Below are 24,173 nucleotides of genomic sequence, written 5' to 3' on the forward strand. Positions count from 1 at the left end.
ACCTCTAGATTATATTTCCTTTTTCGTCGATAAGTACCCAACCCTTCCAGTAATCATGCATGGTTCCTGCTTCCACAGGCTGGTTGTTTCTCATCTTGAAGGTTCTTACCATGATCTTGTCGGGCCTCTGATTGAGCCTTGCTCCCCAGAAGCTGAAGGTGGAGTTGGCGCAAATATTGCCCTGGCAGTGGTTCATGAGACGGATGTCCTGAAGGCTGTCCTTGCCGGTGTTCCAGTCCACGATCGTGTACCTGGATTGGTCGGAAAAATGCTCCCTGGCATACTCATGGTCACTGGTAAAAATGTAAAAATGCGTATCCGGATACTTGTCGGTAAAATACTTCATGGCGCTGTCGTAATACTCATCTGTGGCGATATTTCCAAGGATCTTGAAATTCACGGGATCCAGGTAATCGCCGCGCCTGATGTGAACGCTGACGGAGTGCTCTTTCTCCATTTTCTCCATGAGCTCCTGGTTCTTCTTTTCAAGCTCAGGATTGGAATGCTCTGGATATTCAAAGAGATTGCAAAGGTCCCCCATGATATCGTCATAGTACTTCTGGCAGGCAAAATAGCCGGTGATGTACTTGTTGTCCATGTCAAAGATCTCGGGATGATACATCTCGCTCTCGGAAAAGACGTTGGGATTGTCGCTTTTTCTAAGGCCCAGCTTTTTGAGGACTTTGCCTGTGACCTTCCGGAAGGCATTCCTCTTAAGAAAAGCCTCCTTCTCCTCCGGCTTACATTCCACATAGGGGAGGTTCTTAAAAAGGGCCAGCTCAAACTCCCTGGGAGCCAGCATATTCTTTTGTATATCCGCAGCAAACCAGGACAGGTCAAGCCTTACCCCGTCGGGATGGATCTTAAGAAGCTTCCTGTAAAGGGCGTACTGCTGCATCTGATTGCCCAGGCCGCCTGCTATCTGAATTATCAGCATATCTCTCCTCCAAAAAAGTTCAGGCCATGCGTTTGTAGGCCTCTGTCAAAGCCATGGGATTACTGAGCTCCTGAACCGGAAGCACATATCCCTCGTAGTCCCCGTAAAGGTCCTTGGCTATGCCCCTGCTCTTGACGGAATAGCCTATGACCAGTGTCTTTACGCCGCTGCTGTAGGCGGCTATGGTGCTGTGGGTTCTTGCCCCCACAAAGAAATTACATTGGGAAATAAAGCCCTTGAGCTCCTCAGCGGGAGCATCCTCCAAAAGCACCACTCTTCCGGTGCTGTAAAAGGCGTCATAGAGCTCCTTTAACGGCTTTCTGTCATCATTGTTGGCCCATACCACGTGGGGAACCAGAGCAATGTTGTTATCTGTATTATCAAGGACATACTTTATAAGATTCCTGTAGCACTCCATGGTGATTCCGGGCTTGGACTCCCTCTGCTGAACCATGGGGCTTAGGTTGATGCCCACCATCTTGCCGGGGATGAAGTTCTCGGGATATCTTCCGGGAAGCTCTGTCTCCAGTTCAAAAGCCGGGTCCTTTCTAAGAACCAGTCTGTCCTCTGAGATTCCTGCGCCGCGAAGAGCCTCATAGGTAATGGACTCCCTGGCATATATCTTTTCAAAGCCCTGAAGGTCCTCCACAAGCTTTTTATCCTTGAGAGAAGAAGGCTCGATGGAACAGCCCCAGAGCACGGTCTCAAAGCCCTTTTTCCTGAATACTCTGTCAGAGAGGATGAGATCAGGAACCATCTCGGGATAGCAGTAGTTGTCGCCGCCGATGGAAATAGCCAGGGGCCTCACAGTCTCCTGGTCGTAGGCCTTCAGTTCCTTAAACACGGGAGCAAAGCGATATCTCAGGAATGACTCCCAGTCCTTGGTCAGCATTCTCCAGCCGTAGAGGGCCACATGGGTAAAAAAGTGCCTGTCGATGTGGTTCTCTTCCACAATGACGCAAAGTCCTCTCTCCTCCAGCTCCTTCAGGGAATATCTCCTGTCCTCGGCCAGGCTGTTGGTCACCAGGATAACGGGAAAAGCAGTGCAGGCCCCGGGGCAGCCCATCTCTTTCCTGAGTCTGTAGATCATCTTCAGGGTGCTGTTGGCGATGGCCTCGCAGCCGTGGTTGCCGCTTCCCGCGTGCATATACATGATTATCGGTCTGTTAAGATTCAAATTCTCCATAATACTCAGGCTCCCTTATGTCTTGCATAGAGCCTTAAATAAAGCTCCGGACTTATTCTGAAAACAATTACCTTAAGCTTGTGGGAAAAAGGAAGGGAAGCAAAGGTTCCTCTCCTCTTAAGGGCGTGGTTTATCTGCTGCCTTGACATGTCGATTGCCCTGGCGGCAAGGTCCTTGTCCACCTGCCCCTCTCCTGCAACGGCCACCTTTCCCACCACCAGAAAAGCTGTAAGGATCTGGCATACGCTCAAGGTCACCAGGGTGTAGGGAGAGATGTACTCCTGCACGGAAAGAATCCTATCCTCCGCCATCTGCCAGCAGGTTATCTGGTCAAGAAAGCTTTCTTTGAAGGCCCTGTTCATGGCCCCCTCCGCGTTATCTGTATAGATGTAATCCCCCTCGGGGATGCATCTGATGTCTCTTCTCTTTTCTCTGGAGATGGCAAAATCCAGAAGGAACAAAAGGTCCTCTCCTATGGTCATTCCCTCGGGAAAACGGATATTTCCCTCCCTCAGGGCTTCAAGGCTAAAGAGCTTGCCCCAAACATGGGTGTTGGCGTTCATGATAGAATTCTCAAGATACTGAAAACCGCTGATCCTGGTGGAACATTCATAGCTTTTGGTCTCATCGATAAGGGATGTGCCCTCATCGGCGTGCTTAAGCATATTTTCAAGAAAGCCCTCTTTCACCTCGTCATCAGAGTCCACAAATACAACGAATCTGCCTGTGGCTCTGTCGATTCCTGTGTTTCTTGCGCAGGACACACCGCGGTTTTCGGTGTGAATGACCACAAGGCCGTGCTTTGCAGCCAGCTCGTCCGCCAGCTCAGCGCTTCCGTCGGTGGAACCGTCGTCCACAAGGATGATCTCGGTCTCCCCCTCTTCAATGTATTTCTGTTTTAAACAAGATAAGACACACCTCTCCAGTGTGCCTTTTGCCTGATAAACAGGGATTATTATGCTGAATAAAACTTCTTTCTTATCTCCCATCAATACTCAGTCCAGTCCTCTCTCTCTACTCCTGAAACCGTATCCAGGTGGAAGTGGGTGGAATAAAACATATTGATCCAGTAGTGCCAGTCCTCCTCAATATCGGAGACATAGGCCATGGTGTATCTGTTATCCCACTCAGGGCGAAGCCTGGGGGCAAAAACGTCCACTTCCCCGGCATCCGCCATCTGCTGAAGATATGTATTTCTCTCGTCAAACTCTCTCTTGATCCTGGCAAGGTTGGCTCCCTGCTGGATATAGGTGAATATAAAGAACACAAGGCCCAGAATTACAATTCCCGAAAAGGCCGCCTCAGTGAGCTTGCTGACTATGGATTCCCTTCCCTCTGCGGTGATGAGATCTGTCACAGTAACAAGGCCCTGACAGGCCGCAACCATAAGGAAAATGCTGGCTCCGTAATAGGAACGAAGCTCTGAACTGGGCACCATGATAAGTGCGTAGCAGGTTGCAAAAAACAGCACTGTAAAAAGTATGATGCTCTTACTCTTTTCCCAGAATCCGGCAATGCTTCCGGTGAGGTAAAAGATGATGGTAAGGCTCAGTATAACCACTGCAAGAAGCACAAGGTAGTTGTTCTTGATGTTCAGGGTTATCTTAAGGAATCTGGCCACCATAGCCATGAGTCCTGTGTGCTCCTCCTCCAAGACATCCAGTCTTCCGTAGTTGCCGGGGGATAAAAGGAGCATGATAAATCCGATAAAGGTTCCCGCAAGACCGCTGACCATGGGACCTGTCAGGAAAGAAAAGCTCTTTTTGTTCTCGAAGAAATAATAGCCTATGATGATGAGCTCAAAGAGGATAAGGCCTCCTGAGGTGTTCTCGTTGCACCAGCCCGCCAGGATTCCCAGAAGGAGCATGCCGATGATCCGGGGAATGCCGCCGGAAATCTTTTTCCTGAAAAGGGTCAGAAAACTCATGATGATGGTGGTTGTGAAAAGGTAATTGCAAGCTCCGGACTCCCAGAAAACGGTGTTACTGATGGCGGGTTCAAAGAGCCACAAAAGAAGGGTTATCAGGGCAAAAAGCCTTACGTCGTACTCTTTTTTGCCCCGGACATTGGCATAGATAAGAAGGGCCATGGCAGTGAAGGTCAGGGCTGCCGCCACATTGAAGGTAGCCTTGGTGCCGGTAAAGAAGAATATCCTCAGGATAAAATGGGCTACGCTTCTGCCGGTGTGGTCCATGTAATGGGCATACTCCTGGGCGAAGAGGTCAAAAAAGCTCTTTGCCTCCGCCACCGCATCTCCGTAAACAATGTCGTCGGACATGTAGGGTGTCAGAAACTCATAGATCATAACCCCCAGGGCAGTAAGTGCCGCCAATATGTAAAAAAGTCTTTTTCTGACATTTTGTGTCATTGGATTTCCTCGTCTATTCCAGCTCCTCTAATAAGGGCCCACATGTAAACGCCGATGACCGGCAGAAGGAAATTCCTTCCGATGTAGACTGAAACAAAGGTAGCTTCAATAACAGTATAAACCGACAGGGACACAAGTAAAGCCACTGTCATAAGGTCTTTCTTTCTGCAGCAGATGTAGATAAATACCAGCACCAGGATGCAGATAACAGCTGCCGGGATGATTCCGTACCAGTAATAGAGCCTCACCCAGCCCATGTCGAAGTACTCGGTGCTGAGTCTGTCGGAAAAGAGCTTCCAGGTCTCCAGGGAGCCCGCATGTCTCTCATTGGCTCTGTAGAGGTTGTGGATCCTGTTGTTAAGAAGTTCATCAAGTCTGGTGATAAACTTCTCCGTCCTGGTCTTGTTAAAATATCTGGGAAGCTCGCTGATTGAGGCTGCCCAGCAGGAAAAGGCCACGCAGGCTATAGGGGTTACAATACCTGCCAGAATATAGGTGGCTGCCCATTTCTTAAGAGGCTTGGCATATCTGGCGATCACTGTCATGAAAACCGTTGCCAGGCCGATGATAAGGCTGGTCCTGGAAGCCGTGATCATATACAGTCCGCCGTTTATAAGAAGAAGCACCAGGAACTGCCAGAGTCCTGCCTTTCTTCCGTAGATCCAGAGCCACATAAGCATCAGAGCGTAGGCACATCCGTACAGTGTGTTGGGATGTCCGAAGCCGAAGACGTATCTAAGCTCATGACCGCCCTCTCTTCCAAAATCCGCCACCATGCTGATGTCACCCATGATTCCTGTGACAGACAAAAGAACGATAAGGGCAAAGCCCGCAAGGCTTACATCAAACATAAATCTCACGGCCTTCCTAAGGTCTATATCAGAGGTTGCCATGGCAAAGGTTGAAAAGCGAAGAAGCTCGTTCCTTCCGCTGATTCGATAACACATAAAGGTAAAGCCCCAGACCAGAAGGATAATGGCCCATTCCTTTTTGTCATGCTTTCTGATAAGCACTGACACAAAAGTCAGAAGGAAGGTGAGTCTGAAGACGTGGCTCTCCATGGAAAAGGTCAGCTCGCTCTTTTCCGCGATCATAAGAACCACCTCCACCAGAAGGGCCAGGTCAAACAGGAACCTGCCTATCTTGATTCTGTTGCTCTCTGTAAAATACTGATTAAAAACGTCCTTTGCGGTTCTCTTATTTATTCCCATGGCTGATGATCCTTAAAATCTTGTGATATGCCTTCCTGCAAAATCTTCCAACTGTGATGTCAAATCTATGGGTAAAACGGGAAAAAGCGGTTATAGGAGGCATAACAAGGTATTCCAGCTCTCCCAGATGCTCTCTTACGTAGTCGGGATAGGAATCGTCGATCTCAACCCTCTCGAATCTGCCGTCCCTGTCGAAAATATCCCTGCCAAGCACCAGCTTGTCCATGGTCTCCGCCAGGATCTCCCTGTCGTTGTACTCCTGATGGGCTGCTGCCTTGATCTTGTCTCCAATCCTCTTGATGGGATTGGTCTCGTGATAGCCTCCCATGTATCCGAAGTGCCAGCCTCCGTCAGCCACTCTGACGGACCTCTTGTCGCAAACGGAAATAAGGTCCCTGAGCCTTACAATTCCCTCCTTGGGAATGTTCTGAAGGGAGGTGATCTTGGTTCCCAGCCACTTTCTGTTCTCTCCCTTGAAATCCGGGAAATCTCCGGTTATGGAAAGGATATTGCCGGACTTCTCCTCCATATTGAGGAAGGCGTAGAAGTTGCGCTGAGCCAGGTGATAGACCTTTGTCTTGTCAAAATTATTGATGATCTCCTGAAGAACCTTGGGATTGGGGATCTCGTCGCAGTCCCCGAAGATAATGATGTCGTCCTCGGTGGCCCCTGCCTGGCGAAGCCCCTTAAGAAGATAGTTCTTCTGGAAATAGTCTCTTTCGTGGGTTGTGACATCCTTGGGTGTATCCGTCACCACCATGTATTCGATCTTATCAAGGTAGTCCCTGAAAAGGTGTTTGTGTTTCTCAAAGCACAGCTCTTTTTCCACACCGGAAAAGGTCATGGTGGCCTCCTCTATGATGAACTTGTCAACATAGGGATCCAAGACACTGAGCCTCATTTTCAATATATCAACTTCGTTAAAAAAAGGTATGCAATCGTAAACCATAAGCGTCCTGCTATTATTACTTTCTTCTGATGATGCGTTTCACTGCCTGTCGGAATCTGTTGCTCCTGCTGGATGAAAGGAGCTTTTTCAGGGGCTGACTGTCCTTCATAAGGGCATGTACAAAAACATCCTCCTCGGGAGCCCAGTCAGGAAGCGCCCCAAAAGCGTACTGTTTATAAAAGGGATCCTCCAGCATGGCTGTCAGCTCTCTTTTGATGACAGCACCGGAAAGCCTTGAATAAATGAGCTTGGATACGCTGATGCAGCAGGTGAGGGTCTTTCTCTCATCGATTATCTCTTTATACTCATCTCCTGACCACCTGCGGGCGAAAGATTCAAAGGCGCTCCAGGCCCTTGCCTGATTCTCCAGGGCTTCACTGTGATAGGTGCCAGTAAGCCCCTCACTGTTCTCTCTGTAATAATATAAAATCCTGTCCAAAAAAGCTATGGAAACAGCCAAATCCAGGATCTGGGCTGTCTGAAGAAGGTCCTCTCCGTGATTCAAAAGTTCCTCAGGGCCTGCCCCGGAATCCTCCTGATCGATTATCCTCTTCACCAGTGTGCCGCTGAGAGCCTTGTTCCACAGGGCATTGAGAGAATCGTTCCTCTGCATGATCTCATAAAAGTCGTTCTTATCCTGATAGACCTTGTTCTCCTCAAAGGGAAAATCGAAGAGTCTTTTATCCCTGTTATCGTAGGATGCTGCGTTGTAGAGGATCACATCCGCTCTTTTCCCCCTGTCATGGAAAAAGGATATGTAGTCCTCAAGCTCTGAAAAAAGATCCTCGGAGATACCATCATCCACATCAAAAAATACCAGATAATCTCCGGTGGCGGCTCTCATGCCCTCACGCCTTGCATTGTAGGCTCCTATCTTTCCGAAATGAAGGGCACTGACAAACTCGTAGTCACCGGCGTATCTGTCACAGATAATGGCCGAATCGTCCTCTGAGCCGTTCTCCACAAGAATGACCTCAGGAGAAGTCTCCATATCCTGTGACTGCTCCAGAATATGACTCATCAACTCATCTATATATTTTTCACCATTGTGCACCGGCACAATGACGGAAAACTTCACATTCATGTAATGTTATGCTCCTCTTTCCACTTCCTGGTTCTTCTCCAGAAAAGAAGCGGTCTGATCATCATCTTAAGTCGTTTCTTGGGACTGTAGAATCTGGGATAGTTCTCATTTTCTCCCCACCATTTGTGGAAGACAAAGGGCTCTACGCCCTTGTTCTCGGGAAGAGGATGCTCTCGTCCGAACTGAACTGCCAGTTCAAAGGGCGCCCATCTGATGCCCTCTTTTTCCATGTCGTTCTTCAGATGACAGCAGATAAAGATATCCTCGTTGTAGAAGCCGTCGTAGACCTTCTCCCACTTGCAGTTATGAACCTTGGGATATTCCATAAGGCGCTTGGACCTGATGGATACGGAATTGCCCACACGGCAGATGTTACCTGCTTTGTCTCTGTAGGCGTAGTCGTTCTTTGGGAGGGGCCAGGGGGATCCGATGTAGTCATAGTCCAGGAACTCATCCCTCCAGTTCTCGGGATGGATAACGAATCCGTCGGCGTGAACTATCAGGGCAAAGTCAGTCCTGATGTGGTCTCCCAGCTCGTAGGTCATCTTATAATTAAATTTGTCTATGCCATCCAATATGTCTGTGTGGCTGTATCTGATGCCCTTCGGAAGATAAAAGGGCTTCTTGTGGGTTATAAGCACCGCATCTCCGAATTCAATGTCCCTCATGCTGTACTTCATAGCCTGCACAGTCTCATATATATCCACACTGGTCATGGCCACAAGGGTGACCCTTGGAAGCTTAAGTTTCTTCTCTTTTCCCATCTATAAATATCACTCTTAGATCTCTAAATTCATACATGAAATACTTTTATAAGTCCGGTTCTGCGCTCTAAGCTGCGCCATATCTTCTTGCCCATATAGACTGCATAGAGGTAGGAGGCACGGATCTTCTGGAAAAAGCTCCTGACCTTGCCCGGGTGCTTGTTAAGTCTCTTGTAGGTTGCTGATTTGGCCTTGTACTCTTCCAGCTCAGCCCTGCACTCCTCAGGGGTAAAAAGCCTTCCTTTTTTGTCCATATAGTTAAAGCAGCTGTAGATATTCTGCTCTGAAGCCCAGAATCCATCGGATACGTTATGTCTTGCCCAGTATTTGGGAGCGATGGCATACTGAAGCTCATCACTGGTAAGGGCAGGAAATACAGCAAAGGATGAGTTGGACAGCAGCAGATATCTGGCATTCTTCAGGGTCACATAGTCCTTGCCGATATCATTTCGTACAGCCTTAACCTCAGGAAGGATCTTGTGTGCAGCCTCCACATCGTCGGTAACCGCAAGGAATTCCATATCGGGTCTTATCTTACGCATGTTTCTTATGCCGTTTACCCAGTACTTCCTGTCAAGCCACAGCTCAGGGGAATTGGAATAATCGCCGCAGCGAAGATGAATGATACAGAGATTATCCCTGGTAAATTCGTGGGAATCATACTCAGGCTTCACCTTGAGCCAGTCCTTGATCTCATCCCTGTATTTTTCAAAATAGGCCTCTGCCTGAAGGTTGCCGTAAAGAAGGGTGTTATCCTCCATATCCTTGAACCTGGGGTCCACGCCGCTGACATAGGCTCCGTGCTCCATATCGTGGTCGGAGCTGCCTATATACAGTCTGTTGTCATTGTCCTCAAATATCTTGAAGTTCTTCTTGTCTTCTTCAGTTATCTCTTTTCCCAGGTCAATGTCCATAAAATACATTCCGCTGGTGGAGTGCATGTTATTGGCCAAGGCCTTGGGATTACAGATTCCGAACTCGTAGCCGTGGTCCTTGGCTGCGGCTCTTGTGGCCACATACCAGAAAAGCTGATTGCCCAGTCCGAATCCATGTAAAAACTCTGTTCCTATCATAATCTTTCACCCGATAAATCCGTAGTTACTGCCACTCAGTGCACTATCATTCTGCCCTCAAGGCTGGTCTGATTGATCTTCTCATCCTTAACCTCATAGATGATGTCGCACTTCTCAATGGTGTTAAGTCTGTGGGCAATGATGACCATGGTCTTCTTGCCGTGGAAGCCGTTGATGGCCTCCATAACCGCTGCCTCGGTCTCGTTATCAAGAGCCGATGTAGCCTCGTCAAATACCAGAATCTCAGGGTTGTGATAAAGAGCTCTGGCAATACCGATCCTCTGTCTCTGTCCGCCGGAGAGTCTCACACCTCTGTCACCGATCTTGGTGTCCAGTCCCTCGGGAAGAGATCTTACGAAGTCAGCCAGCTGGGCCTCCTCCATAACCTTCCAGATTCTGTCGTCATCAATCTGGTCCGCATCGATACCAAAGGCGATGTTCTCTCTGATGGACTCGTCCACAAGATAGATGGACTGAGGAATATATCCGATCTGGGCAAGCCAGGACTCGTAGTTACTGAAAATGTTGCTGCCGTCGCAGAGGATATCTCCGCTCTGAACATGCAAAAGTCCAAGAAGAATATCAACAATGGTAGACTTGCCGGCACCGGAAGGTCCCATGATTCCCACAGATTTGCCCTTGGGAACCACCATGTTGGCCTTGGTAAAAATGTTGATCTCGGCATCAGGATAAGCAAAGGTAATATCCTTAAGCTCGATCTTGTCCTCAAGATGAAGAGCAGGGCCAGCGATAGCAGCTCTCTCCGCTCTCATGGCCTTGTCAGTCTTCATGGATTCTGTGAGATTATCATATACATAATCCAGTGAATACTGGTTATAAGCAATCTCTGTCATATAGGTGTTAATGCGGTTGGCGGAAGGCATGATTCGCATTGCCGCCAGACCAAAGGCTGTGAACTGAGGGATAAGAAGAGTAGCATCTCCGCCCCTCCAGACATATAGCAGGATGTACAGAATAACCGTAACCATGAACACTGTCTCGATCATAAGCCTTGGAACAGAGTTGAGCACAGCATAGTCTCTTGCTATGTTGGCGCCAATCTTGCCCTGTTCGTAATAATTTCTGATAAAAAAGTCCTGTCTGTTAAGAACCTTAACATCCTTAAGTCCGTAAATGGCCTGAAGTCTCCATTTGGCAATTCTGGACTGGGTCTCCTGATTCTGTCTGCCGATATCATTGAGCCTTGGCTTTAAGCCCTTGATGCTGATCAAGGTCATAACAAGAAGCACCGCAATCATAAGGATTGTCATCTGCCAGTTTACGAATAAAAGAACTGTACCAAGTGACACCGAAACCACCAGCTCTGTTGACAGAGAAAGCAGTGCCAGCATCAGTGAAAATACTCTGGGAATATCACTGTCCGTAATTCTGAAAACTGTGGGGATATCTGCCCCAAGGTAGTCCTCGTAAGGCCTGTTAAGGAACTCTCTCATGACACGGCTTATCATGTCATTTCTTGCTCTTGCCACAAAGGTATTCTGTCTGTGGATAAGGAAAAGCAGATACAGGTTCTTTACCACAAAAAGGATCACCATCAATAAAAGAAGTGCTATGGAAATCTTTCTGTCATCGGTAAGTCCCAGGGTCTGAATCAGGATCTGCAGCTTTTCATGATCTTTAATGAATTTATGCAATGTTTCAGGGACAATGATGGTAGAAACCACAGGAAGCATGGCTGTAACGCTCAGAGTCTCGAAAACACCGCCGATCAGAATAAGAACCGCCAAAACAGCCAGCTGTCCTCTCTGCTTCTTATCAAAAATATAATTAATCTTAGAAAAAAGGCTGACCTTGCCAGCCTTCTTCTCATTTACTTCATTGTTCATATTCAATCCTTTTATATCGCTATCTTAGTCATCCTGTCTGTGTAGATATCATCCATATCCCTATTATTGATCCACTTCTCGGGGACGATGACCATCTTATCCGGTGTGTCGTTGAGCCATGCTGCCCACCAGCTGAAGGAGGAGTTGGCACAGATGTGATGCTTGCAGGAGCTCATAAGGAGCATCTCAGCGATGTCTGTGTTCTCGTTCTCATCCAGTTCAACCACAAAGAAGTTGGGGCCTCTGAAGTGGCTCTTGCACCATTCCTTGTCGTCGGTAAAGATAAAGAATACCGCGCAGGGATACTTGGCCCTGATCCTGTCTATGGCGCCTTTGTAATATTTCTCGGTGCAGAGATTGTGAATGTGGTTGTGCTCCGCATCGATATAGTCTGTTCTTCTGATGTGAAGGCTCACGGACTCGCAGCACTCGATCTGCTGAAGGGTTGCCCAGCTGGCTGAGTCTGTCATAACCTCCTGGGGTCTCTTCTGGAAGTCGTTATGAAGCTGGCTGATGACACGCTCGTCTCTGAAATACTTGTCGCTCTGCCAATAGCCCACAAGATAGGCGTCGTTCAGTTCCAGAATATCCGGATTAAACTTGCCGGACTCCTCATCTATTCTGAAGGTCTTCCTGCCGGTGAGTTTCCTCCTGATACGGCTGAAGATGTCCATCCTGGAATCTGTTATCTTAACCACTTCCTCCTTGGTGGCCTTCTCATATTCAATACCGAATCTCTGCAAAACCGGGATCCTGAGCTTATCATCCACAAAGCCGGTGACGTCGTCGATCTTGACTTCTTTCCCCCTGATTTGCAGTTCTTTATAAAGAGCATACTGGAACATCTGATTGCCCAGTCCGCCCTTAAGCTGAATTATTATCATGTTATCCGCCCCTCAAAAAAACTCAAAGTGATGCATTGTTATTCTTTCGCCATATTAGTATAACTTAAAATGCGCATATTCTCAATCATCCACAACTTCGTACCAGATTTCATGGGCAATGTTGTAGTCTATTTCCTCTTTAGCCTGCTCCAGAGCTTCATTGTACAGGCTATAGGCCTTGTCCCAGGAACGGTACTTAGCATCATTTCTGTGGTCTTTGGTAAGTACTCCTGTAGCCACAAAATGCTCGGAGAGATAATTCTCAAACCACTCTGTAACCTTGTCAGCTCCCACCGCATTGGTGTGGGTTCCGTAGTCCCTGAAGTCTCTCGCAAAATCCAGACCCATTTCATCAGCGTAGCTGTTCATATCAAGAAAATCGTAGCCGTAGCCTTCGATTATGTCCGCCAGATAATTGATCTTTTCCTGCTCATCCTCCCTGACGTTGTAGGGGGCGATGACAAAAAGGGCCTTTAAGTTCTTGCCCTTCAGGTAATCAAGAAGGTCACGAAGGTAGGCCTCCTGCTCCGCAGGCATGGGGATGCGCTCCTTTGAAAGATAAAAATCTGTTCTCTCCACGGGACCCACGGTGGACAGGGGAACAAAGCCCTTGAGGTCGTCGGGATATGCGTAAAACGCAGTCCTAAGCTGGGACCAGAGGGCCAGTGTCTTCCAGTTGGAGTGATACTTGAATATGTCAAAATAATAGGTAAGACGCTCTTCCTTGTCCTCAACCATGGCATTTATGGTCTTTATCCTGTTTACAGAGTACTTCATGTTGTCCGTAACTTCCCTGGTGTGGGCCATATTGCCCAGAAGGTCCTCATCCGCAGCGGTCCACATCCTCATATCGAAGATAAAAAGATCCGGGGACTGGCTCTTTAAGGCTTCCTCCACCAGATACTTTGTGGCCACGGGTCTTTGCATATTTGAAGATAAGGGATACATGGCAATTCCCATGTCCCCATAGATCTTGGGCGTAGCAAAGCAGGGGTACACCGGGCTGGAGCCGATAAGTACCGCATCGATGGTGTTGTTCTTTTCCGCATAAAAACCTACAAATCTGTCCTTCACATCACCGTTGGTGCGGATGGCGTAGGTCACATGCACAAGAAGAAAAAGAACAAGTGCCAAAAATATTAAAATCTTACAGGTTTGTTTTTTATTCATTCCACATCCCTATATCATCAAAAATCTTTGTAAATAAACTCTGCTGCACTATAGCCCGGGCCGTACTTGGCAAGAAGGATCACGTAGAACAAAAATCCCACATAGAGGATCCATCTGATAACAACGGGCCTTTCTGCGATAAGCATTCTCACATTTTTCTTTTCTCCGGCCTCTTCCATTCTGTAGTTCAGAACAGAGACGCAGATAAGGATTGCCATGGAGACAATAACTATTCCCCATTCGATAATATCAAGTCCCAGATTCAGAAGACTTCCGTCCACAAGGATTCCGGGATTAAATACAGATACGCTTTCCTTCAGCATTCTGAGGGCGTGGGGGACATTGTCGGACCTGAAGAACAGGTCTCCTATAAGCACCAGGAAGAAGGTCCTGACAACTCTCACTCTGTCAGCGAATTTACTCTTTAGATCAATATGCATTTTGTCCGCAAAAAGCCATGTAAAAAGCGGCAGTGTAAGCTCTCCGATGACGATATAAGTCCAGTGAAGAAGGCCGGAACCGATGACATATTTGAACTCGCCGCCGTGCCACATACCTACGCAGAACCAGAGAATAAACATGGCCACATAGGTGGTGTACTGCTTGCCCTTCTTTTTGCCGATCTTGTTCTTAAGAAGCTTTCCAAGGGATGTGATGGGCTTGGAGCGAAGAAGGGGATAAAAAACGTTATCCTTCATCCAGCTGCCCAGGGTGATATGCCAGCGTCTCCAGTACTCGCTTATGTTCTTAGCAAAAAACGGAGTTCTGAAGTTCTCCGGAAGGATGATGCCAAAGCACTCGGAAAGACCGATGACGATGTCCATACAGCCGGAGAAATTGGTGTAGAGCTGGAATGCAAAGCACAGGGTTCCGAGCCAGATATAGGCTCCCTGATACTGAGTATCGTTGCCATAGATGGTATTAACCACAGTGGCAAGCCTTTCGGAAATAACCAGCTCCTTGAAAAAGCCCCAGAGCATGCGCTGCATTCCGAAGGTGATATTCTTATAGTCCAGAGGATGGTACTCAAAAAACTGCTCTCCGTCCTCTCTTGTTTTCATAATGGGGCCTGAGATCATAAGAGGAAAATACATGCCGTAAAGGGCTGTCTTAAGAAAAGAGCCCTGTGCCTTGCCTATTCCGTTGTAGACCTCGATGAAATATCCCAGAAGAATAAAGGTATAAAAAGAAAGTCCCAGGGGAGTAAGTAAGCTTCCTCCCGCTGTGAGCTTCAGATATTTAAGTATGATAAGAACTCCTAAAAGGAGCGTGAGCTCGGTGCCAAGAATAATGCGCCTCTTTACCAGCTCTTTTTCCCCGGTCCCTGACAGGATCCGAAGAAGCAGCCAGGTGACGAAGGAAGCCGCCACCGGGTACAGTATCAAAGCCCCGTTGCCGGACAGCAGATAATAGGCTACGCTGGCCGCAAGAAGCACTACCCACTGTCCCTTTTTCTTGGTAAAGACAGGGACCAGGTAATATAAAATTAAAACCAGTGCAAAAAAGCACAGGAATTTAAAGCTTGTAATTCCCATAAAACCTCAATTATCCAATATACTCATCCTGATACCACTGCTGGAACATCAGTATATACCAGATCTCAATCCTGTATATACCACGGTCGGTGAAGTCCTTCCAGATGCGTTCCACCACGTCGGGATCAAGGATTCCCTGGGCCTTTACCTTATTCTTTTCTATAAGGTTCTCTGCCCATTCTCTGACTCCGGGATCCAGGAGCCATTTCTGTATCGGTATGGAAAAGCCCTTCTTGGGTCTCTCCATCATTTCCCTGGGAACATAGCGATAGAGCACGTCCCTAAGGACCTTTTTACCCACCTTGCCCTCTCTTAAGAGCTCCACAGGAAGGGTCCAGGCAAATTCCACCACATCCTTGTCCAGCATGGGCACACGGGTCTCCAGGGACACTGCCATGGCAGTTCTGTCCACCTTCACAAGAATGTCGTCGGGGTGATAGACCAGCATATCCATAAGCATGGTCTCGTGGTTAACTTCCTTCAGGTAATCGTTGGGAAGGGTTGTATAAACGTAGGGAAGGGTTCCCTTGGTAAGGGCAATGGTCTTGGTGATGGGGTCCGTCTCATGCTCCATGCGATGGATGTCACGGGGGCCCTTGGCTCCAAGAAGTGTTCCCTTTATCCTGTAAACGTCCTTTTTAGCCAGTGGAGAGTGCAGAACTATGGCACTGGCGGGCTTTCTGATAAAGTAGGGGATGTTTCTCATTTTTCCCCAGATCCTGTCGATGGACTCGTAGGAGGTATAGCCGCAAAAGAGCTCATCTCCCCCGTCTCCTGAAAGAGAAACCGTCACATGGTCCCTTGTCATCTTACTTACAAGGTAAGTGGGGATCTGTGAAGAATCCGCAAAGGGCTCTCCGAACATGCCTGAAAGCTTGGGGATGACCGCCTTGGCATCGCTCTCTGTGATATAGAGCTCAGTGTGCTCTGTGCCCAAGTGGGCCGCTATCTCCTTGGCATAAACTGCCTCGTTGTACTCCTTATCCTCCATGCCGATGGTGAAGGTACGAACCTTGCCTGGAGCCAGGGACTGCATCAAAGATACGACGGTGCTGGAATCAATGCCCGCAGAAAGGAAAGCTCCAACCGGAACATCAGCAACCATCTGTCCCTTTATGGACTCCTTGAGAAGTCTCTCAAGTTCATCGGCAGCCTCTGCAGCATTTCCCTTAAAGAGGTTGTCCTGTCCTTTTTTGGCCACCTCCATCATGGACCAGTAGGTGGTCTTTTTTGTCTCAAAGCTGTCGATATCCACCGTGAGGATGGTTCCGGGCTCAAGCTTGTTTATGCCCTTATATATGGAATAGGGCGCAGGGATATATCCTTCTGTAAAATAGATATCCAGCACCTCAGTGTTTATGGCATTGTCAAAGCCCTCGATGACGCGAAGGCAACCGATATCGGAAGCAAAAGCAAAGCCTCCTGCCACCATGCCGTAGTAAAGGGGCTTTTCTCCCACTCTGTCACGGGAGAGGGTTACGGTGTTCTTCTCCTTGTCATAGACAGCGATGGCGAACATTCCCTTGCAGAGGGAAATGGCCTTCTTTGCGCCGAAGTGCTCAATGGCTTCAAGGAGGATCTCTGTGTCGGAGGTTCCTCTGTAGTTTTCCTTAAAACCTGCATCCTCAAGGGCCTTTTTAACCTCGCCGCTGTTATAGATCTCGCCGTTATAAACGATCACATTTTTCCCGGAATGGGATACCATGGGCTGTGCACCGTTCTTGGAAAGGTCCACAATAGAAAGGCGCCTGTGTCCAAGCGCCACTTTGTTGTCTTCACTTATAAAAATACCGCCATCATCGGGGCCTCTGTGGAGCATACGCTCATTCATCCTGTGAATGTTTGCCCTGGCGTCGCCCTTATAGCGAAGAAGTCCTGCAATTCCGCACATAAAAAACCTCTGTCCTGTAATATGGTCAAATCAATCTCATTTTCAAAGATTGTACCATACTTGGGGGCTATTCAGAAAGGTACACGTTAATTAACCTTAATTACGTGATTCTTATTCTCATAGCCGTCCTTAATATCAAGCCTGTAGGTCCTGTTGCCCTCATTATCCTCCCAGACCATCTCAAAGCCCTGAAGGCTGTAGAAATCTTTAACCATCTTGTTCTTGGCTGTAGGATAATAGTAACCGAATATTTTATCTATGCCGCGGGCCTTAGCCTCGGAAACAAGGCAGTCCATCATGGCAAACTCCATATCTCTCTTAAGCACTCTGCAGCTCATAAGCCACAGGTCGATGTGGAGCTGATCTTCCCTCTGCTTGGCAACCACCAGGGATACGATTCCGTTGTCGCCGAACTTATCCTTAAGTCTGCCGTAAAGGGTAATATTGGCCGCATCATTCGCTGTCTTCTCGATATCATCCGCAGAATAGCGCTTGGTGGTCAGGTTGAACTGATTGCTCTTGTTGGTGAGCTGCGCAATTCTCGGGATATACATCTCCTCGAAGGGCTTAATCTCAGCCTCCATCTCAAGGCTCTTTAGATATTCGCTGTAATCCGCAAAGCTCTCCTGTAATTTGGCCCTCTCTTTGTTGGCCATATACATCTCATTTCTCTTTCTGTCGTCCTCGGAAATGGATGTGGTCTCGAAATATCCGCCGTGATCAAGAATGCGGATGTAGTGCTCGGGACTGTCGAGAGCAGGAACCGCAGCGCCCGGGATCTGACCGGAGACGATCTCCCTCTCTGCGGGATTGTCGTCCACAAAAACCAAAGACTCCGGCAGGAGGCTCAGCTCTGCGGCAATTTTTTTCATATTTTCGCTCTTGGGCTCCCAGTTGGCCTTGATGGCTACGAAGTCATCGGGCTTAAGGACGCCGTCGGGGTGGTTGAGGCCCGCCAGAGCGTTCTCTTCCTCATTTTTGGAATCCACGGTGAGGATAATTCCCAGGTCCTTCTGAAGCTTCAGATACTGCTGGAATTCGTAGTATACCTGACCCAGGTTGGTCTCCTGTCCGATCTCGATGCCGTCCACGCCGTCATCTCCCACGATGCCGCCCCAGAGGGTGTTATCAAGGTCAAGAACCAGACCCTTTTTATTCTTGCCATAAATAGATTTGATTATATTGGCAATATTAAAGCTAAGATACGGAATGGCTGGTATGCACAGAGCATACTTGTACATATGCCAGGCCAGAGGATCCGACCAGGCATCCAGTCCGTAGCAGGAGGAAAGGTAGTTGATATCGTTGATGTAAAAGCTGATTCCCTCCTTCTCAGCGCTTCTTGCGTATTCATAAAACTTCTCGTTAAGTCTTGTTATAAAAGAAAGTCTTCCGTGAATGTCGAAGCTGTCCCTGTTTCCCATGATTCTGAAAAAGGGCGCCTCGAAGTTGTTCTGGATGATGGGACAGTGATAAAGTTCCGTGAGCTTTTTCCACATGGTCTCAAAGTGCTGATAGGTGGCGGAAAGCTTGCTCTCCACAGCCTCAGTGCTGTCATCCATAACGGGATAGTCCGTGATATTTCTATTACTGGTGTGAATATAGATTATGTCGGGATTAAAAGATGAAAGCTCCGGGCCCGGGAACATGGCATCCTGAAAATACTGGCCATACTCGGACTCGTAGAACTCAGGCTCTATACCGTAGTTCAGTAAAAAGAGCTCCAGGATCCTGATGACATCATGGGTGGTGGAGCCTCCGAGAACCGCGATCTTTTTGTGGATGCGGCTGGTGCCGTCCGCAAGAAGAGCCTTCTTGATGGTCTTGGACTTTTTTAATATATAGTTATTGTCAAAGGGATATTCTAATTCTTTCATCCTTTATTCCTTTTAATTCATAAGCATATCGAAATAATTTTTCCACTGAATGTAGGTGGCCTCGGGATTATAAAGATCCTGGACCGCGGTGGCATTTTTGCCAAGCTTGTCCGCATATTCCCTGTCATCAAGGAGCTTCTTGATAGCGGCCTTCATGGCATCCTTGTCCTTGATGGGAACGAGAAGACCGTTAACTCCGTTGGTTATAAGATCTGCGGGACCGCCGCAGGGACAATCGGTGGAGATGCAGGGAAGTCCCAGGGACATGGCCTCAATAAGGGAGTTGGGCATACCCTCCTGACTTGATGCCAGGACGTAAATGGCAGCCTTCTCTATGTGCTCAGCCACGTGGGATACGTTGCCCTTGAATTCCAGGCTCTCGTCGAGACGAAGCTCAGCGGAAAGCCTCTGGAGCTTGAGCCTGTCGGGGCCGTCTCCGTAGATGATGAGCTTGTAGTCCTTGTAGCCTTCCTTTTTGAGCTCTGCAAAGGCCTCCATGACCATGGCCTGATTCTTGTTCTCATCAAGCCTTCCCACCATCACTATTCTCTTTTCCCGCTCACCCATGAACCTCTTTCTTATAAAAGAGGGATTGATGGCGTTGGGAAGTATGATGCATTTCTTTTGAATAAATCTCGGGAACTTGGCTCTGGCCCCCTTGGACTGAACCACGATTCCCGCAGCCTTGCCGAAGGTGGAAAGCATGCCTGCCTTCAGGGCTGTGGTGTCATATTCCATATCCGGGTCTGCCCTTACTGATACCACCACCTTGTAGCCTTCCTTGGTGGCTGTGGACAGGGCCATAATATTGTTCTTTCCGATAAAGCTGAGGATAAGGTCCGGATCAAGCTCCTTCCAGATCTCCTCCAGCTTTCTGTGGCGAAGAGACAGGTTCTTGATTCGTCCCTGCTGCTCGGATTTAAGAAGGGCTGAAAAGACTCTTTTTATGCCGTCCTTCTCACCGCCCTCCGGGTCAACCCAGGCGGGATTTTCCTCGGTATCTGCCACCAGCACGGCGTTGTCTGCGCCGGCGGGAACTCTCTTCCAGGCAGCGTGCTTGACCTCGTACTCCTCCGCCGCCAGATATGTGGTAACAAGGGTCACCTGATATCCGGACTCAAAAAAGAAGTCCGCGAGATTCACCATGACTCTCTCGGCGCCGCCCTTTTGCAGGGAGCCTATATACATTGCAATGTGTTTTTTTCCGGTTTTTTCGTTCTGCATTATATAATCACATTTCCGTTGCTGATGTTGATGTTGACGCCGTTTAAGTAGTTGCTGTCCTCAGATAACAAAAAGCAGATGGAAGGCACCACGTCATCCACTGTGGCATTTCTGCTCTCGGGGCTCTCCCCGGCAGCCATCTCGATTATCCTTGGATCTATTTCGCTCAAAAGCCTGGTTTCTATCATTGAAGGTGAAACCGAATTGATATTTATAAGCTTGCCCTCATTGTCTGCGGCCAGCTGTCTGATAACACCGTGAAGCATTGATTTTACCATGGTGTATTCCAGCATGGAGCGTGGGGGCTTTCCCAGTACCACGGAGGATAAGACCGCCACCACCTTGTTGTGGTCCTTTCTCTTGACCATGGCAGGTAAAAAGGCCTTCAGGATCTGCACAAAGGAATAAACCTGGATCTTGAGATTTCTCTCAAGGTGCTCCTGATCGTAATCCTTAAGCCTTGTATAGTGGAGCTTGTCCGCAGGAAGATGCACGATGTGGGTGGGAATGAGGTCCTCATCCTTAAGGGTCTTGATAAGACTTCCTACCTCTTCGTCACTGGTAAAATCAGCCTTAATAAGCCTTGCGGTATTGCCATCTTTTAGCTCAAGCTCCTTTAGAGAAGCGTCGGAGCTGTTGTAGTGAAGGCAGAATACGCTGTTTTCATATTGGTCATTGAGCTTTTTAACCAGAGCAAGCCCCAGATCGGAGGATGCCCCCAGTATTAAAAATGTCTTGTTTGAATTCATTCAAGAAACCCCGCTAAAATCTTGGCCTTTCCAACCTTGGTGCCATCCTGATTGACTATTTTTGCAGACACCTCGATAACCCTGGTGCTCTCATATTTTACTTTGACAAAGCCGGAAACCGTGAGCTCATCCCCCACAAAAACCGGCGCATGAAAAGAAGACTCCACGCTGTGAAGTATACAGTTTCTGCCGGGGAGATAAACTCCCGCAAGCCTTGAGTAAAAGGAGGCTGTGAGCATGCCGTATACCACTCTGTCCCTGAAGCCCTTGTCTGTCGCAAAAGTGCTGTCCCTGTGAAGGGGATTGTCATCTCCGGATATTTCCAGAAATTTATCCATCATCTCGTCTGTTACCGCAGCCTTAAACTCAGCCCTGGTATAGTTTTCCGGATCATCCTTTTTGGAGACGATATCGTCAAATGTGAAAGTATTCATATCCCCGCCTTATTCAAGATTGCTGAGGATGATGTCCACCATCTCGCCAACGTTCTTCATCTCAACGATCTGGCCCATGGAGAACTTTATGTCAAACTCTTCCTCAATGGCGTTCACCAGATTGATATGCTCCAGTGAATCCCAGTCGTCGATATCAGCTGCTGTGGTCTCCTCATCAACTGTGATATCCTCATCATCAAAAACATCTCTGAATACTTCGTTTACTCTCTCGAAAACTTCTTCTCTTGTCATAATTACTCCTTAATGATAAAAGTTGTACCACTGCTGGAAAATGAAGAAGGACCAGGCAATCTTGCTGTAGTTGGCTCCCGTTGCGGGGCCTCCGTCTCCCTTAACCACGTAGTTATTTATAAATTTGGAAACATACTCGGCATCAAAGATACCCTGTTTTTTCAAAAATGCGGTGCTGCTGAAATCAAGAAGCTGCTCCTTCAAGGGGCCTCTGAGCCACTGATCCATGGGAACTCCAAAACCGGTCTTTGGTCTGTCCAGGAGCTCTCTGGGGATATAGTCATAGGTGATATCCTTGAGGATATGCTTTTTGTCACCCTTGAAATACTTGTACTTGTGAGGGATTCTGAAGGAATACTCCATTACCTCTGTATCCATGATAGGGCATCTGTTCTCCAGGGAATACTTCATGGAGGCTCTGTCCATCTTCACCAGGATGTCCTCGGGAAGATAGGTGTCCATATCAAGAAGCATGCGCCTGATCTGGAAATTGCTCACACCGTAGCTGCTCTCAATGGGATAAAGAGTAGGTGCGATGCTGCTGCCATTATTTAAGTCCATTCCAAAGAACTCCTCGGCAGTCATGGAGACATCCAAGGTCTCATCTCCCGTAATAAAGGCATGGGAGGATCTGACATACCCCTCCGATACCAGCTGGGTCTTGGTCTCCGGGTCTCTGTTCTTGGCCACAACCTTTACTCTGAAGGGCATCTTATCAAGGAGCTTTCCTCCCCCCACAGGGATCTGGCCAAGGCCGTAGGCTATGGCTCCCGGGATCTCCAGCTTCTGGGCAAGGCCCACGTTGTCATATACGTTGTAACCGCAGAAGAACTCATCTCCGCCGTCTCCCGACAGGGCTACGGTCACATCCTTTTTTGCCAGCTTGCTGACCAGCATGGAAGGAATCTGTGAGTTGTCCGCGAAGGGTTCGTCATAGTACTGAGGAATGCTTGAAACCAGTTCAAACATCTCCTTCTCTGAAATATAAAGCTCTGTATGGTCGGTGCCAAGGTGCTGTGCCACCTCCTTGGCGTACTGGGCCTCGTTGTACTGAGGAACGTCAAAGCCGATGCAGAAGGTCTTAACAGGCTGCTCAGAGTGCTCCTGGGCAATGGCTGTAACCAGTGAGGAATCGTAGCCTCCGGAGAGGAAGGTTCCCAGGGGAACGTCCGCGATCATTCTGTCTGCCACAGACTTCTTAAGTCTCTCCTTAAGGCCCTCTTTGGCCTCCTCATAGCTCTTTACAGGGTCTGCACTCTTTTCACTGTAGACCTTTTTGATGTCCCAGTATTTCCATTTCTTAATCTGACCGTTATTAAACTTAAGGATGCCGCCGGCCTCCAGCTTGTACACATCCCTGAAGATGGTGTCGGGAGCTGCGATATACTGCTGATACAAAAATCTGGGGATCAGCTGTCTTCTGATCTCTCCCTTAAAGCCCGGGCACTTCATAATGGGCTTAAGCTCTGAGGCAAAGACGATATTCTCGCCGTCTATCCAGTAAAAAAGCGGCTTCTTGCCGATACGGTCTCTTATAAGATAAACATCCTGAGTATCCCTGTCGTAGATGGCAATGGCGAACATTCCGTGAATGTGGTCCACCATATCAATGCCCCATTTAAGGTAAGCCGCCAGGATAACCTCTGTATCGCAGGTGGACTTGTAGGGATAATCCGAAAGCTCCTTTTTGAGCTCCAGGAAGTTATAAACTTCTCCGTTAAAAGTAATACTCAGCCTTCCGTCAGCGGAATGCATGGGCTGATGTCCCAGGGGAGATAAGTCCTGAATGGAAAGACGTCTCTGGGCAAAGCCGATGGCATAGCCCTCCTTTCCCTCGTAGATCTCCACGCCGGCATCATTGGGGCCACGGTGATACATGGTATCATTCATGACCTTCAGTTCTTCTTCTGTTATTCTCTTTTTAGATATAAATCCGCAAATTCCGCACATTTAAGGCACGTTCTCCAGTTGTTTATTCAAGAGGAAGCTTATCGAAGTTGTCACGAAGAGGGCCGAAATCCTTGCACTCGTTGTCTATTGAATCAAGAAGCTCCACATACTTCTCATTGATAAGGGTCTTATAGTTCTCCATATTGTCATAGCCCTTCTTGGTCCAGGCGAAGGGATGGGTCAGGATCTGAATCTTCTTGTGGGACTTGATGGTCTCCTCATCGGGATAGCCGTAGCGCCAGATGTGGTTTGCATCGGACATGTACTTGATCTCCAGCTGTGACTCCGGTGTAGCCTTGGGATCAAAGGAGAAAAACTCGTCCTGATAAGCGTTCAGTATTCCGGGAAGCTTGATATTCTCTGCAAGAACGTCCGGTGAGGGTCTGTGAATAGAAAAAGAATTGATCTGGAATCCCAGCATATTGCTGAGCATATCCATCTCCTGCTTGATCCTCTCTCTTACAAGCTTCATATCGGTCATGCCGTTAAGGGCAAAGTGAAGACCGATGTGCTGGCCTCTCTCATGCATGTCGGTCAAGATATCCCTGTTTTTCCTGGAAAGGATGTTGTAGGAATTGTTGGTCCACTGGAAAAAGAAGGTGGATCTGAAGTCCATGCTCTCCTCAACCTTGGAAAGGGCATAGGCTCTCTCTACGGAATACTCAACGTCATGACGCATGATGATAAAAGAATCCCTGGTAAGAGCCTCCTCATAGGTGGCATAAAGGCCGGTATCCTTGATGGCTCTAAGTATTTCTCTGTAATCGTTATATGAAAACATGTGTTAC

21 protein-coding genes are annotated in these 24,173 nt (G+C 48.1%); all 21 read right to left on the bottom strand.

The features are described 5' to 3' along the window. Positions 1-4 precede the first annotated feature (4 nt). The 21 genes from T359_RS0109930 to T359_RS0110030 all read right to left on the bottom strand — a co-directional run bounded on the left by T359_RS0109930 (position 5) and on the right by T359_RS0110030 (position 24,166). Complete coding sequence (locus T359_RS0109930; RefSeq protein ID WP_026517345.1) at positions 5-937, bottom strand: alpha-1,2-fucosyltransferase; 933 nt, start codon at positions 935-937, stop codon at positions 5-7. 19 nt (positions 938-956) lie between these two features. Beyond that, positions 957-2,123 (bottom strand): polysaccharide pyruvyl transferase family protein, encoded by a 1,167-nt coding sequence (locus T359_RS19980; protein WP_035784199.1) that lies wholly within the window; start codon positions 2,121-2,123, stop codon positions 957-959. 5 nt (positions 2,124-2,128) lie between these two features. Next, positions 2,129-3,112 (bottom strand): glycosyltransferase family 2 protein, encoded by a 984-nt coding sequence (locus T359_RS0109940; protein ID WP_026517346.1) that lies wholly within the window; start codon positions 3,110-3,112, stop codon positions 2,129-2,131. Next, on the bottom strand, positions 3,112-4,491 hold the full coding sequence (locus T359_RS0109945) for a DUF3329 domain-containing protein (RefSeq protein WP_026517347.1): 1,380 nt from the start codon (positions 4,489-4,491) through the stop codon (positions 3,112-3,114). Before T359_RS0109945 ends, T359_RS0109940 begins: the two co-directional genes overlap by 1 nt. After that, a complete protein-coding gene (locus T359_RS0109950; RefSeq protein WP_026517348.1) occupies positions 4,488-5,702 on the bottom strand; it encodes a hypothetical protein in 1,215 nt (404 codons plus the stop codon). Before T359_RS0109950 ends, T359_RS0109945 begins: the two co-directional genes overlap by 4 nt. After that, positions 5,689-6,651 carry a glycosyl transferase GT17 family protein gene (locus tag T359_RS0109955; protein ID WP_026517349.1) on the bottom strand — a complete coding sequence of 321 codons (963 nt, stop codon included), beginning with the start codon at positions 6,649-6,651 and terminating at the stop codon, positions 5,689-5,691. The genes T359_RS0109950 and T359_RS0109955 overlap by 14 nt, the downstream gene beginning before the upstream one ends. A 16-nt stretch (positions 6,652-6,667) precedes the next feature. Then, positions 6,668-7,735 carry a glycosyltransferase family 2 protein gene (locus tag T359_RS21585; protein ID WP_026517350.1) on the bottom strand — a complete coding sequence of 356 codons (1,068 nt, stop codon included), beginning with the start codon at positions 7,733-7,735 and terminating at the stop codon, positions 6,668-6,670. Then, complete coding sequence (locus tag T359_RS19990) at positions 7,732-8,499, bottom strand: DUF5672 family protein (protein WP_242839077.1); 768 nt, start codon at positions 8,497-8,499, stop codon at positions 7,732-7,734. Before T359_RS19990 ends, T359_RS21585 begins: the two co-directional genes overlap by 4 nt. 29 nt (positions 8,500-8,528) lie before the next feature. Further along, entirely contained in the window at positions 8,529-9,572 is a 1,044-nt protein-coding gene (locus tag T359_RS0109970) for a glycosyl transferase (protein WP_026517351.1), read from the bottom strand. Between the two features lie 35 nt (positions 9,573-9,607). Next, positions 9,608-11,419: an ABC transporter ATP-binding protein gene (locus T359_RS0109975; RefSeq protein WP_026517352.1), complete on the bottom strand. Its 1,812-nt coding sequence runs from the start codon at positions 11,417-11,419 to the stop codon at positions 9,608-9,610. An 11-nt stretch (positions 11,420-11,430) separates the two neighbouring features. Then, positions 11,431-12,303 carry an alpha-1,2-fucosyltransferase gene (locus T359_RS0109980; RefSeq protein ID WP_026517353.1) on the bottom strand — a complete coding sequence of 291 codons (873 nt, stop codon included), beginning with the start codon at positions 12,301-12,303 and terminating at the stop codon, positions 11,431-11,433. Between the two features lie 81 nt (positions 12,304-12,384). Next, positions 12,385-13,473 carry an SGNH/GDSL hydrolase family protein gene (locus T359_RS0109985; protein ID WP_026517354.1) on the bottom strand — a complete coding sequence of 363 codons (1,089 nt, stop codon included), beginning with the start codon at positions 13,471-13,473 and terminating at the stop codon, positions 12,385-12,387. A 17-nt stretch (positions 13,474-13,490) separates the two neighbouring features. Next, positions 13,491-15,008, bottom strand: a complete 1,518-nt coding sequence (locus T359_RS0109990; protein WP_026517355.1) for an MBOAT family O-acyltransferase — start codon at positions 15,006-15,008, stop codon at positions 13,491-13,493. A 10-nt stretch (positions 15,009-15,018) separates the two neighbouring features. Next, positions 15,019-16,899, bottom strand: a complete 1,881-nt coding sequence (asnB, locus tag T359_RS0109995; protein ID WP_026517356.1) for an asparagine synthase (glutamine-hydrolyzing) — start codon at positions 16,897-16,899, stop codon at positions 15,019-15,021. A gap of 86 nt (positions 16,900-16,985) precedes the next feature. Then, on the bottom strand, positions 16,986-18,776 hold the full coding sequence (locus T359_RS0110000; protein WP_026517357.1) for an HAD-IIIC family phosphatase: 1,791 nt from the start codon (positions 18,774-18,776) through the stop codon (positions 16,986-16,988). Between the two features lie 12 nt (positions 18,777-18,788). Beyond that, entirely contained in the window at positions 18,789-20,000 is a 1,212-nt protein-coding gene (locus T359_RS0110005) for a glycosyltransferase (RefSeq protein ID WP_035784201.1), read from the bottom strand. Beyond that, positions 20,000-20,749, bottom strand: a complete 750-nt coding sequence (locus T359_RS0110010) for an SDR family oxidoreductase (RefSeq protein WP_026517359.1) — start codon at positions 20,747-20,749, stop codon at positions 20,000-20,002. The genes T359_RS0110005 and T359_RS0110010 overlap by 1 nt, the downstream gene beginning before the upstream one ends. Beyond that, positions 20,746-21,183 (bottom strand): MaoC/PaaZ C-terminal domain-containing protein, encoded by a 438-nt coding sequence (locus T359_RS0110015; RefSeq protein ID WP_026517360.1) that lies wholly within the window; start codon positions 21,181-21,183, stop codon positions 20,746-20,748. The genes T359_RS0110010 and T359_RS0110015 overlap by 4 nt, the downstream gene beginning before the upstream one ends. Positions 21,184-21,192: 9 nt before the next feature. After that, positions 21,193-21,435 (bottom strand): acyl carrier protein, encoded by a 243-nt coding sequence (locus T359_RS0110020; RefSeq protein ID WP_026517361.1) that lies wholly within the window; start codon positions 21,433-21,435, stop codon positions 21,193-21,195. A gap of 9 nt (positions 21,436-21,444) precedes the next feature. Beyond that, positions 21,445-23,385, bottom strand: coding sequence for an asparagine synthase (glutamine-hydrolyzing) (gene asnB / locus T359_RS0110025; RefSeq protein ID WP_026517362.1), 1,941 nt, complete (start codon positions 23,383-23,385; stop codon positions 21,445-21,447). Between the two features lie 22 nt (positions 23,386-23,407). Beyond that, positions 23,408-24,166: a hypothetical protein gene (locus tag T359_RS0110030; RefSeq protein ID WP_026517363.1), complete on the bottom strand. Its 759-nt coding sequence runs from the start codon at positions 24,164-24,166 to the stop codon at positions 23,408-23,410. Positions 24,167-24,173: the final 7 nt, after the last annotated feature.

This window comes from Butyrivibrio sp. MC2021 (assembly GCF_000621605.1).
Classification (GTDB): Bacteria; Bacillota; Clostridia; order Lachnospirales; family Lachnospiraceae; genus Butyrivibrio.